This is a genomic window from Klebsiella sp. HMSC25G12 (assembly GCF_001807705.1).
In the GTDB taxonomy this organism is placed as follows: domain Bacteria; phylum Pseudomonadota; class Gammaproteobacteria; order Enterobacterales; family Enterobacteriaceae; genus Klebsiella; species Klebsiella variicola.
Window position 1 is genome coordinate 193,312 of record NZ_KV789778.1, and the last position, 11,674, is coordinate 204,985.

An 11,674-nucleotide genomic window follows, 5' to 3' on the forward strand; every position below is an offset into this window, starting at 1 on the left:
TGAGTATATCTTTCTCCTCATCCTGGAGAAAGGAAAGTGGGGTAAACTAGCGGTGTTTCAGAAAATAATCAGGAAGACTCATGAAGGAAAATAACGCGCTTTTGCGTCTCGAGGGTGTGGGGTTTAAGACCGACGACGCAGTTATTTTACACAATATCACTCTTCAGCTCAGACCCGGAGAATTTAAGCTGATTACCGGGCCTTCCGGCTGCGGGAAAAGCACCTTGCTGAAGATTATCGCCTCGCTGCTCAGCCCAACCTCCGGACGCCTGTTTTTTGACGATGTGGATATCGCGACGCTGTCGCCGGAAACCTATCGTCAGCAGGTGTCTTACTGCGCGCAGACGCCGGCGCTGTTCGGTGATTCAGTCTACGATAACCTGATTTTTCCGTGGCAGATCCGCAACAAACAACCCGATCCGCAGGCGCTGGTGGCTGACCTGCAGCGCTTTGGCCTTGGCGAAAATATGCTGGAAAAGTCTATTAACGAACTGTCCGGCGGGGAAAAGCAGCGCGTATCGCTGATCCGCAATTTACAATTTCTGCCGCGCGTGCTGCTGCTGGACGAAATTACCAGCGCGCTGGATGAAAGTAATAAACAGAATGTGAATGACATTATTCATGGCTACGCGACGGAAAAACAGGTCGCTGTTCTGTGGGTCACCCACGATCGCAACGAAATTTCGCATGCCGATGAAGTGATTACGCTGCAACCTGCCGGCGGAAACCTGCAGGAGGTACAGCATGAACGGGCATAACATTACGAACGAATCGCTGGCGCTGTCGATGGTGCTGGTGCTGATCGCTATTCTGGTCAGCTATCGGGAAAAACTGGCACTGGAAAAAGATATTATCTGGAGTATTTGCCGGGCGATCGTGCAGCTGATTATCGTCGGCTATGTGCTGAAATATATCTTTAACGTCAATCATGCGGTTCTGACGCTGTTGATGGTGCTGTTTATCTGCTTTAACGCGGCGTGGAATGCGAAGAAGCGCAGTAAATATATCGATAAAGCTTTTGTCTCGTCGTTTATCGCTATTACCACTGGCGCTGGACTAACGTTGGCGGTACTGGTCTTTTCGGGGTCGATCGCCTTCGTGCCGATGCAGGTGATCCCGATTGCCGGGATGGTGGCCGGGAACGCCATGGTGGCGGTGGGGCTGTGCTACAACAATATGGGCCAGCGCTTCAGCAGCGAGCAGCAGCAGATTCAGGAGAAGCTGAGCCTCGGCGCGACGCCGAAGATGGCTGCGGCGCGGCTGATTCGCGAGAGCATTCGCGCGTCATTGATTCCCACCGTCGATTCAGCGAAAACGGTCGGGCTGGTGAGCTTGCCTGGGATGATGTCGGGGCTAATTTTTGCCGGTATTGACCCGGTGAAGGCGATTAAGTACCAGATCATGGTGACCTTTATGCTGCTGTCGACCGCCAGCCTGTCGACGATTATCGCCGGCTATCTGACCTACCGGAAGTTCTTCAATGCCCGTCATCAGCTGGTGGTAACGCAGCTGAAAAAGCACCCATGAACGATACCGGGTTGCGGCGTTCACGCCTTACCCGGGCTACCACGGCGTAATCTGTAGCCCGGATAAGCGTAGCGCTATCCGGGTCAGCGCCTCTGATTAGTACAGCAGCGAATACAGCTGGCGGCGGTATTTGGCGGCCAGCGCATCGCCGGTACCGAGGGCGGCGAGGATCTCCTGCAGCATCTTGCGCGCCTGGCCATCGCCGGCGCCTAAATCCTTCTGCAGATGGCTGAACAGCAGCGCCAGCGCTTCTTCATTACGCCCGACCTGATGCAGCTGCAGCGCCAGCTGGGAGGCCAGCTGCGCATCGTCCGGATTCTGTTCCACCTGCTGCTGCAACTGCTGAATTTCCGGGGTGTCGGCGGCCTGTTTGAGCAGCTCAATCTGCGCCACCAGACCCTGATAGTGGGTGTCCTGATCCTGCAGCGGGATGGTTTTCAGCACGCTTTCCGCTTCATCGGAACGGTGCAGGGCAATCAGCGTTTCCGCCAGCAGCAGACCAATCTGGCTGTCCTGATTCGACAGCTGCCAGGCTTCCTTCAGCAGCGGTAATGCCTCGGCGTATTTTTCTTCCTGCATCAGGGCCAGCGCCTGCTGGGCTTTCAGCTCCTCTTCACGCGGCAGGACTTTATCCAGCAGGGCGCGAATCGCTTCCTCCGGCTGCGGGCCTTCAAAACCGTCCACCGGCTGGCCGTTCTGGAACAGATAAACTGTAGGGATGGCGCGCAGACCAAACTGTGAAGCGAGCATTTGCTCGGCGTCGCAATCGACCTTCGCCAGCGTGAACTGGCCGTTATACTGGGCGGCCAGGCGCTCGAGGACTGGGGTCAGTTGTTCGCAGTGCTGGCTGCGGGCAGACCAGAAATAAAACAGCACCGGGACGTTCATGGACTGCTGTAGCGTCTGCTGCAGGTTCGCTTCGCTAATATTGACAATATTCTGTTCGGACATGGGCATTTCTCGTTAGTCGATTTCTGTTTTACATGGGGGCGGCATGCCGCGCTTCAACTCAGCCGTGGATAATTTTGTCCATCGCGCGGGCAGGCAGCAGGCGTTTGAGCAGCGCCACCGCGTGAGTCACCAGAGTGACCGGGTAGCGCAGCTTTGGCTTATCGCTGGTAAAAGCGTGGCGCACTTTTTCCACCACCGCCTCCGGTCCGAGGGTAAAGCGGGCGGCAATGCCCGGATTTTCTACGGGTTTATCGCTTTGCGTCTGGTTGACGTTATCGGTAAAGCGGGTGCGGATCGGGCCCGGTTCAATCAGGCTGACCTGAATACCACTGTGGCGCAATTCCATGCGTAGCGCATCGGACCACGCCTCGAGGGCGTATTTACTGGCGGCATAGGCCCCGCGACCGGGACTGGCGATAAGCCCCATCACCGAGGAGGTCATCACGATGCGCCCTTCGCCGTGCGGCGTCATCGCCGGCAGCAGCAGCATGGTCAGCTGATGCGCGCCGAAAAAGTTGGCGGAAAACTGCTGTTCCATCTGCTGGCGGCTGATGGTGTTCAGCGGGCCATAGACGCCATAACCGGCGTTATTGAACAGGCCATAGAGACGATTATCGGTCAGCGCAATCACCTCCGCCGCTGCGCGCTCCACGCTCTGTGGGTCATCCAGATCGAGCAAAATACCGGTTAGCCCCAGCTCCTGCATCCGCGCGACATCCTCCGCTTTGCGGCAGGCCGCCAGCACGCGAAAGCCCTGGCGGGTTAAATCCAGCGCGCTTTCCAGACCAATTCCGCTGGAACAGCCTGTCACTAAAACCGTTTTTTGCATAACTTTACCTGTCAGCGACCCCTGGCGTTCAGGAGTCATGATTAACTAAGGGAGCCAGCCGGTTCGCCATCCAGTCGGCGATAAACGGCTGCGCGTCGCGATTTGGGTGAATGCCGTCGTCCTGCATCCATTGCGGTTTGAGATAGACCTCCTCCATAAAAAAAGGCAGGAGAGGAATACCGAACTCTTTGGCCAGGGCCGGGTAAATCGCGCCGAAGGCTTCATTATAGCGGCGGCCATAGTTCGCCGGCAGGTGAATTTGCATCAGCAGCGGCTCGGCGTTGGCCGCTTTGATATCTTTAATAATGGTGCGCAGTGTTTGCTCGGTCTGCTGTGGCGGAAAACCGCGCAGCCCGTCATTGCCGCCGAGCTCAACCAGCACCCAGCGCGGCTGATGCTGCTTAAGCAGCGCTGGCAGGCGGGCCAGCCCCTGCTGCGAGGTATCGCCGCTGATGCTGGCGTTCACCACCGGTGTTTTCGCCTGCCACTTCTCATTGAGCAGCGCAGGCCAGGCGGCGTTGGCCGCCATTCGATAGCCAGCGCTCAGGCTGTCGCCGAGGATCAGCAGCGTGTCCGCCGCCATTGCGCGGCAGGTAAACAGGAACAAAAACAGGAAAGGCACATGCCAGCGGAAAACATACTTGAAGTTCATCATCTTAAGAAGTCCGTCGGTCAGGGAGAGCATCAGCTCTCCATCCTTACCGGAGTTGAGCTGGTTGTCAAACCGCGGCAGACCATCGCCCTGATCGGCGAGTCAGGTTCCGGTAAATCGACCCTGCTGGCGATCCTCGCTGGCCTGGACGATGGAAGCAGCGGGGAAGTCTCGATGCTGGGCAAACCGCTGCATCGGATGGATGAGGAGGCGCGGGCGGCGCTGCGGGCGCAGCACGTTGGCTTTGTTTTTCAGTCGTTTATGCTCATCCCGACGCTCAACGCCCTGGAGAACGTCGAGCTGCCGGCGCTGCTGCGCGGCGCCAGCGACAGTGAGAGCCAGGGCGATGCCCGCGCGCTGCTTGAGCAGTTGGGGCTTGGCAAACGCCTGCACCACCTGCCGGCGCAGCTCTCCGGCGGCGAACAGCAGCGGGTGGCGCTGGCCCGGGCCTTCAACGGGCGCCCGGCCCTCCTGTTCGCCGATGAGCCCACCGGCAACCTCGATCGCCAGACCGGGGACAAAATTGCCGATCTGCTGTTCTCGCTTAATCGCGAACACGGCACCACCCTGATCCTCGTCACTCACGATCCGCTGCTGGCGGCGCGCTGCGACCGCCGTCTGCGCCTGGTGGATGGCCAACTGCGGGAGGAAGCATGATCGCCCGCTGGTTCTGGCGCGAATGGCGCTCGCCGTCGCTGCTGATCGTTTGGCTGGCGTTAAGCCTCGCCGTGGCCTGCGTGCTGGCCCTGGGGTCGATAAGCGATCGGATGGAGAAAGGCCTTAGCCAGCAAAGCCGTGAGTTTATGGCCGGCGACCGTACGCTGCGCAGTTCGCGCGAGGTACCCGCCGAGTGGATCGCGCAAGCGCGGAAGTCAGGGCTGACCGTCGGCGAGCAGCTGAGCTTCGCCACCATGACGTTCGCCGGTGATACGCCGCAGCTGGCGGACGTTAAGGCGGTGGACGACCGTTATCCGCTGTATGGCACCCTCGAGACGCAGCCGCCGGGGCTGAAGCCGCAGGCGGGGAGCGTGCTGCTGGCGCCAAGGCTGATGGCGCTCCTGAACCTGAAAACCGGCGATACGATTGACGTTGGCGATGCCACGCTGCGCATTGCCGGGGAAGTGATTCAGGAGCCGGATGCAGGGTTTAACCCCTTCCAGATGGCGCCGCGACTGATGATGAATATGGCTGACGTGGCAAAAACCGGGGCCGTGCAGCCCGGCAGTCGCGTCGCATGGCGCTATAAGTTCGCCGGTAACGCGCAACAGCTGGCGGATTATGAACAATGGCTGCTGCCGAAGCTCGGCGCGGAACATCGCTGGACTGGCCTTGAACAGGACGACAGCGCGCTGGGCAAATCCCTTGAGCGCTCGCAGCAATTCCTGCTGTTATCCGCGCTGTTGACGCTGCTGCTGGCCGTTGCCGCGATCGCCGTGGCGATGAGCCACTACTGCCGCAGTCGCTACGATCTGGTCGCAATTTTGAAGACGCTGGGCGCCGGGCGGGCGCAGCTGCGCAAGCTCATCGTCGGCCAGTGGCTGCTGCTGCTGACGCTGTCGGTAATAAGCGGCGGGGTCGTGGGCCTGGCGCTGGAGCGCCTGCTGCTGTTGATGCTCAAACCGGTGCTACCCGCCGCGCTACCCGCTGCCAGCGGTTGGCCGTGGCTGTGGGCTATCGGGGCGACAGGCGTCATTTCCCTGCTGGTGGGCCTGCGGCCGTATCGACTGCTGCTGGCGACCCTGCCGCTGCGAGTGCTGCGTCAGGATGTGGTGGCTAACGTCTGGCCGCTGAAACACTATATTCCTGTGGTCTGCGCGGTGGTGGTCGGCGGGCTGGCCTGGCTGATGGGCGGCAGCCCGCTGCTGTGGTCGGTGCTGGCCGGGGCGGTGGTGCTGGCGCTGCTGTGCGGCCTGGTGGGCTGGGGATTGCTGTGGCTGCTCAAACGCCTGACGCTCAAAGCCTTGCCGCTGCGTCTGGCGGTGAACCGCCTGCTGCGCCAGCCGTGGTCGACCCTCAGCCAGCTGGCGGCGTTTTCCCTGTCGTTTATGCTGTTGGCGCTGCTGTTGGTGCTGCGCGGCGATCTGCTTGACCGCTGGCAGCAGCAGTTGCCCCCGGAAAGCCCGAACTACTTTCTGATCAATATCGCCCCTGAGCAGATAATGCCGGTGAAGACTTTCCTCGCCGAACACCAGACCCGGGCGGCGGAATTTTATCCGATCGTCCGGGCTCGTCTGACGCAGATCAACGGTCACTCCACGGACGGGAACAAAGACGAAGCGCTGAATCGCGAGCTTAATCTCACCTGGAGCGAACAGCGTCCGGATCATAATCCGCTGGTGGCCGGTAGCTGGCCGCCGAAGCCGGGCGAGGTATCGATTGAAGAGGGACTGGCGCAGCGGCTGGGGGTGAAGATCGGCGATACGGTGACCTTTACCGGCGATACTCAGGACTTCAGCGCGAAGGTCAGCAGCGTGCGCAAAGTTGACTGGGAGAGCCTGCGGCCCAACTTCTTCTTTATTTTCCCCTCCGGGGCGCTGGACGGGCAGCCGCAGAGCTGGCTCACCAGCTTCCGCTGGGATAAAGGTCCCGCGATGTTGACCCAGTTGAACCGCGAGTTTCCCACCGTTAGCCTGTTGGATATCGGCGCCATCCTGCGTCAGGTCGGCCAGGTGCTCTCCCAGGTCAGCCGGGCGCTGGAGGTGATGGTGGGCCTGGTCACGGCCTGCGGCGTGCTGCTGTTGCTGGCGCAGGTCCAGGTCGGTATGCGCCAGCGGCATCAGGAGCTGGTGGTCTGGCGCACGCTGGGGGCCGGGAAATCGCTGCTGCGCGCCACGCTGTGGGCGGAGTTTGCCCTGCTGGGGCTGGTTTCCGGACTGGTGGCGGCGATAGGCGCGGAAGTGGCGCTGGCGATGCTGCAGACGAAAGTATTTGATTTCCCCTGGACGCCGGACTGGCGCTTGTGGGTGATGCTGCCGCTGACGGGAGCGGTGTTGTTATCTCTGTGCGGCGGCGGGCTGGGGCTGCGTTTGTTAAAAGGGAAAGCGTTGTTCCGCCAGTTTAGCCAGTAAGATTATTGCATTTCGATGATGCGCCGCCGTTTTTGGCGGCGCTTTTATTTTAAGCGCACAAATTGATAACTCATTGATTTTTAAGCGCACAAAACATTAAAAAACCGACAACACGCTGTACTGATTCGCGGTTAATATTCAGCTGGTAAATATAAGGTTGCTTATTAATCAAGGAAAAACTATGGCACATAAAATAAAAGCGCTGGCGGTCTCGATCGGCGCAACACTGGTGTTCGCTTCATTTGCTTCCCACGCGGAGATCACGCTGCTGAAACAAGATCCGCAGGCGGGCGATCCGTTAAGCCGGCTTAACTTTACCGTCGGCGGGAGTATTCGTCCGCAGTTCAACATGATGAGCGGTGATGGTGATAAAGGATCCTATAAGCGTAACGGTTTCGACGGTGGCACCCGTTTCCGCTTCGCGGCGGATTACTACCTGTTCGATGATATTAGCTGGATTAGCTACTACGAACTGGGGGTGAACATTCCGGCACTGTTTGACTGGGATAACCACTACGCGGAAGGCGCAAACAATACCACCCGCCGCATGCTGTATACCGGCCTGAAAAGCGATACCTGGGGCACATTAACCTACGGGCAGCAGAACAGCATTTACTATGATGTGGTGGGGGTGAAAACCGATATCTGGGACTACGACATGATCGGCCAGGCCCCGGGAAACGGTATTAACGGCGATTACGATGGCTCCTATCGTTCACGGAATATGCTGAAATATAAGAAAACCGTGGGTGATGTCGATCTATACGGCTCTTATCTGTTCGAAGATAGTGAGTATCTGCCTGGCAACGGCCTGCGCTACAAGCGTAAAGGCGGCGGTTCTGTTGGTGCGGACTACCACATCATGAAGGACCTGACCTGGGGTACCGCGTGGAACTATACCCGCGCCGAAATGCGCGACCCGTCAAGCGCCGACAGCAAAACCTATGACCAGAACATCGTCGGTACCGCGCTGAGCTGGACCCCGGATAACTGGACCTTCTCCTTCGGCGGCGGCTGGTATCAGAACTTCCTCACCACCAAAAAAACCGATGTGCATAACTACTTCGCCGGCGACGCCTGGGGGATTGAATATTTTGCGGGCTATAAATTCCCGATCAATCAATACGCTGTTAAATCTATTCAGCCGTACTTTATGGGCGACCGCCTGCAGTACGTGAATGGCCGCAACTACCAGCGTATCGATAACGGTCTGGGGATCAGCTTCCAGCTGGATTACGGTTTCCGCGTTGACTACGAACACGTGTTTACCTCCAGCACCGACAACCTGGGGGATATGAACCTGGTGCGTCTGCGCTACGACTTCTAAGCGGTCACAACCCCCGGTCGCGCTGCGCTACCGGGGCTACAAATCGCGCCGAGCGGTAGCCCGGCTAAGGCGTTTACGCCGCAAGCCGGGACAATAGCGCATGCGATTACTTCGCCAGCCAGGCGGCGACCTCCTGCCAGTTGCCGCGAAACAGGATCTTCCCGGCTTTTTTCCCCAACTGATAGCGATACATCGGGTCGTAGTATTCTTCCAGCAGCGGCACCAGCCAGGCGAAGTGCGCCTCGGTGCTGGCGGTGCGCTGCTGCTGCGCCAGCGCCGCGTCGAGCCGTTCAGTCAGCTGAGCAAAACGCTGCAGCCCCAGGCGACGGCGGATGGCAAACAGACCATGATGGAGGTACTCGCCGTATGCCAGCCAGCCTTTCTCTTCGCCATACGCGGCGATGAAGTCGCGATACATGCGATCGAAGTACTCTTCGCGCAGCCGTTCGAGGCGAACGTCAAATGGATCTTCCACCACCGCCAGCGGCGATTGCGCCATGCGGAGGCGCAGGCACTCCGGCAGATGGTTGGCACCGATCATATGGCCTTCATCTTCCAGCACCCAGCGGGTCTGCTGTTCGGCTTTTTTAAGCAGGCTGACCGCCAGATGGTTTTCAAAGGTGGCCTGCGGGTGCTGATCCTGCAGGGTTCGACCGAATGAAGAACCGCGGTGATGGGCAAGCCCTTCCAGATCGATACCGTCCGGTCGCGAGCAGACCAGCTGAGTTTTGCCATTGCCGGTGCAGCCGCCAATCAGCACAATCGGGCGCTGCACCAGTTCGTCGGTGGCCTGGATCGCCGCCTGGCGTAGCGCTTTATAGCCGCCGACGATCAGGGGGTACTCCACGCCAGCGTCTTTCAGCCACTGCTGGACGATATGCGATCGCTGGCCGCCGCGGGCGCAGCACAGGTAACCGTGCGGGTAACGGGCGCACGCTTCCAGCCACGCCTGGATCCGGCTGGCGCGCAGGTCGCCATCAACCAGCTTATGGCCGAGCGCCAGCGCCGCCTCTGGCCCCTGACGCTTGTAGCAGGTGCCGACCGCGGCGCGTTCTTCATCATTCATCAGCGGCAGGTTGATCGCCGCCGGCATCGCGCTTTGGCTAAACTCCACCGGGGCGCGTACGTCAATCAGTGGCGTATCGCTGGCGAGAATGGCGCGATAATCCGTCCCATTGGTCATGGGGTATCCTCTGAAGTCAAAACAGAAATGGGCTTTACAGCAAGGGGGGGATTGTACGCGCCTCAAGGTGTGCCGGGGAAGGGGATAGATCAAATCCCCGGCACGCAGGGCTTAGCTGAGCTGCGATTGCGCCCAGAACAGGCCGCTGGTGTACTCCGGCGGCAGCAGCGGCTTGATCGCTTCCAGCGTCGCGCTCAGGCGATCGGTATCGCTGTCGGTGAGGTTCAGGTGCCCGACTTTGCGACCCGGACGCACCTCTTTATCGTACCAGTGCAGGTGCACCAGCGGCAGCTTCAGCCAGTCGTAGTTGAGATCGGTGCCGATCAGGTTGATCATTACCGACGGGCTGTTGACCACCGGCGGCGGCAGCGGCAGGTCGGTAATCGCTCGCAGATGCAGTTCAAACTGGCTGATGGAGGCGCCATTTTGCGTCCAGTGGCCGCTGTTGTGCACGCGCGGCGCCAGCTCGTTGATCAGCAGCCCCTCGGCGGTGACGAAGCACTCCATCGCCATCACGCCGACGTAGTTCAGCTCGTTCATGATCGCCGTCAGCATGCTTTCCGCTTGTTCCTGCTGGCGGGCATTGGCCTGCGGGAAGGCCACGCTGGCGCGCAGAATACCGTCCTGATGCAGGTTGCGGGTCAGCGGGTAGAAGACGGTGCTACCGTCATGAGCGCGGGCGCCCACCAGCGACACTTCGCCGGAGAAGTTAATCCCCTGCTCGACGATGCACTCGCCGTAGTTATCCTCCGGGAGTTGCGCGGTTTCGTCAGCGCGCAGGCGCCACTGGCCGCGGCCGTCGTAGCCGCCGACGCGACGCTTAACGATCGCCAGCTCGCCGAGACGAGCAAACACCGTCGGCCATTCGCTTTTATCCGCCAGCAGCTGCCACGGGGCAGTGGCGAGGCCAAGCTTGTCGAATAGCTGCTTTTGCGTCAGGCGGTCGGCGATAATTGGGAAGACATCGCGGTTGACGAACGCCGGATGGCGGGCCAGCTCGCGGGTGAGGGCGGTTTCCGGCCAGCGTTCAATTTCTGCCGTGATGACACTCTGCTGGAACGGCACCGCTTCCGGGTCGGCTTCCAGGCCGACCGGCCAGACGGCGATGCCCAGCGGCTCACCGGCCTGGCGCAGCATGCGGCCTAACTGACCGTTACCGAGCACGCATACCTGTTTCATGCCGCACCCCGCGGATCCGGGTTATCCAGCACTTCATCGGTTTGTGCCTGACGCCAGGCGCTCAGGCGCTGGTGCAGTTCGGCATCATGTTGGGCAAGGATCTGTGCGGCGAGCAGGCCGGCGTTCGCTGCGCCAGCTTTGCCGATAGCCAGCGTACCGACCGGAATGCCGCGCGGCATTTGCACAATGGAGTAGAGGCTGTCGACACCGCTTAAGGCCGCGCTCTGAACCGGTACGCCGAGCACCGGCACCAGGGTTTTCGCCGCAATCATGCCCGGCAGATGCGCCGCGCCGCCTGCCCCTGCAATAATCACCTGATAACCGTGGCTCTCGGCGCTTTCAGCAAAGCTGAACAGCTTATCAGGCGTACGGTGGGCGGAGACCACTTCGACATGGTACGGAACGTTCAGGGCATCAAGGATTTCTGCGGTAAATTGCATGGTAGCCCAGTCGCTTTTGGACCCCATCACGATGGCGATACGCGCCGAATTATTGCGGGAAGACATGCGTCTTAAAACTCCTGTGGGTGTGTTTCACACTGCTTTAGAGGCCACAGAGAATAGCATGAACTGCCAGCAAGGAAAACGGTTGCGTGCGCATGGTTAGCCGTCTTTTGTCTCGTTCAGTGATGACGTCGATCGCGGCTTAGTGGCCTTTATCTCATTCATGATACAGGTGATGAGCAGCACTAACCCCCAAGGGAGCATCAGGGTGCCCATCACCAGTAAATAGATTTGTACCAGCCGACTATCGTGAGGGCGGGTACAGAGCAAATAAATGGCATAGAAATAGATGGCCCACGCCAGCATTGCACACCAGACAAACGTCAGCGTGTTGCCAATAGCGACGCCGACTAAGGCGATATAACTTACCCCTAACGGATTGAGGATCGCGATGATCGTTCCCCACATCAGCGGCTGACTCCACTTTTTTCTGTTCATGCTCGTTCCTTGAGAGT

13 protein-coding genes are annotated in these 11,674 nt (G+C 59.5%); 5 read left to right on the plus strand and 8 right to left on the minus strand.

The window, feature by feature from the left end; genetic code table 11:
* Window positions 1-80 precede the first annotated feature (80 nt).
* Both fetA and fetB read left to right on the plus strand, forming a co-directional pair.
* The gene (gene fetA / locus HMPREF3096_RS00925) at window positions 81-758 is read left to right on the plus strand and encodes an iron efflux ABC transporter ATP-binding subunit FetA (RefSeq protein ID WP_012968804.1); all 678 of its coding nucleotides are present in this window, start codon (window positions 81-83) and stop codon (window positions 756-758) included.
* On the plus strand, window positions 745-1,527 hold the full coding sequence (gene fetB / locus HMPREF3096_RS00930) for an iron efflux ABC transporter permease subunit FetB (RefSeq protein WP_008805460.1): 783 nt from the start codon (window positions 745-747) through the stop codon (window positions 1,525-1,527). Before fetA ends, fetB begins: the two co-directional genes overlap by 14 nt.
* A 96-nt stretch (window positions 1,528-1,623) precedes the next feature.
* Here fetB and HMPREF3096_RS00935 read toward each other — a convergent pair whose 3' ends face one another.
* Genes HMPREF3096_RS00935 through tesA form a run of 3 tightly spaced genes read right to left on the minus strand, consistent with a single transcriptional unit; the run spans window position 1,624 to window position 3,959 of the window.
* Complete coding sequence (locus HMPREF3096_RS00935) at window positions 1,624-2,478, minus strand: co-chaperone YbbN (protein WP_008805461.1); 855 nt, start codon at window positions 2,476-2,478, stop codon at window positions 1,624-1,626.
* A gap of 58 nt (window positions 2,479-2,536) precedes the next feature.
* A complete protein-coding gene (locus tag HMPREF3096_RS00940) occupies window positions 2,537-3,346 on the minus strand; it encodes an SDR family oxidoreductase (RefSeq protein ID WP_009484702.1) in 810 nt (269 codons plus the stop codon).
* Window positions 3,336-3,959 (minus strand): multifunctional acyl-CoA thioesterase I/protease I/lysophospholipase L1, encoded by a 624-nt coding sequence (gene tesA / locus HMPREF3096_RS00945; protein WP_032691134.1) that lies wholly within the window; start codon window positions 3,957-3,959, stop codon window positions 3,336-3,338. Before tesA ends, HMPREF3096_RS00940 begins: the two co-directional genes overlap by 11 nt.
* On the opposite strand from tesA, the gene ybbA reads away from it, so the two are divergent.
* Both ybbA and ybbP read left to right on the plus strand, forming a co-directional pair.
* Entirely contained in the window at window positions 3,930-4,616 is a 687-nt protein-coding gene (gene ybbA / locus HMPREF3096_RS00950) for a putative ABC transporter ATP-binding protein YbbA (protein ID WP_008805463.1), read from the plus strand. The two genes, tesA and ybbA, sit on opposite strands and share 30 nt — an antisense overlap.
* The gene (gene ybbP / locus HMPREF3096_RS00955) at window positions 4,613-7,027 is read left to right on the plus strand and encodes a putative ABC transporter permease subunit YbbP (RefSeq protein WP_032729469.1); all 2,415 of its coding nucleotides are present in this window, start codon (window positions 4,613-4,615) and stop codon (window positions 7,025-7,027) included. Before ybbA ends, ybbP begins: the two co-directional genes overlap by 4 nt.
* On the opposite strand, the gene HMPREF3096_RS30715 is transcribed toward ybbP, so the two are convergent.
* On the minus strand, window positions 6,989-7,117 hold the full coding sequence (locus HMPREF3096_RS30715; RefSeq protein ID WP_046882284.1) for a hypothetical protein: 129 nt from the start codon (window positions 7,115-7,117) through the stop codon (window positions 6,989-6,991). The two genes, ybbP and HMPREF3096_RS30715, sit on opposite strands and share 39 nt — an antisense overlap.
* A 91-nt stretch (window positions 7,118-7,208) precedes the next feature.
* Here HMPREF3096_RS30715 and HMPREF3096_RS00960 point away from each other — a divergent pair, with 91 nt between their 5' ends.
* Entirely contained in the window at window positions 7,209-8,354 is a 1,146-nt protein-coding gene (locus HMPREF3096_RS00960; protein ID WP_016160408.1) for a porin, read from the plus strand.
* A 106-nt stretch (window positions 8,355-8,460) separates the two neighbouring features.
* Here HMPREF3096_RS00960 and mnmH read toward each other — a convergent pair whose 3' ends face one another.
* From mnmH to HMPREF3096_RS00980, 4 genes are all read right to left on the minus strand, one after another.
* Window positions 8,461-9,537, minus strand: a complete 1,077-nt coding sequence (mnmH, locus tag HMPREF3096_RS00965; RefSeq protein ID WP_012542651.1) for a tRNA 2-selenouridine(34) synthase MnmH — start codon at window positions 9,535-9,537, stop codon at window positions 8,461-8,463.
* A gap of 111 nt (window positions 9,538-9,648) precedes the next feature.
* The gene (gene purK, locus HMPREF3096_RS00970) at window positions 9,649-10,716 is read right to left on the minus strand and encodes a 5-(carboxyamino)imidazole ribonucleotide synthase (protein ID WP_032729471.1); all 1,068 of its coding nucleotides are present in this window, start codon (window positions 10,714-10,716) and stop codon (window positions 9,649-9,651) included.
* Window positions 10,713-11,222: a 5-(carboxyamino)imidazole ribonucleotide mutase gene (gene purE / locus HMPREF3096_RS00975; RefSeq protein ID WP_004151322.1), complete on the minus strand. Its 510-nt coding sequence runs from the start codon at window positions 11,220-11,222 to the stop codon at window positions 10,713-10,715. The genes purK and purE overlap by 4 nt, the downstream gene beginning before the upstream one ends.
* Before the next feature lie 96 nt (window positions 11,223-11,318).
* Window positions 11,319-11,657, minus strand: coding sequence for a hypothetical protein (locus HMPREF3096_RS00980; protein WP_012968796.1), 339 nt, complete (start codon window positions 11,655-11,657; stop codon window positions 11,319-11,321).
* Window positions 11,658-11,674 lie beyond the last annotated feature (17 nt).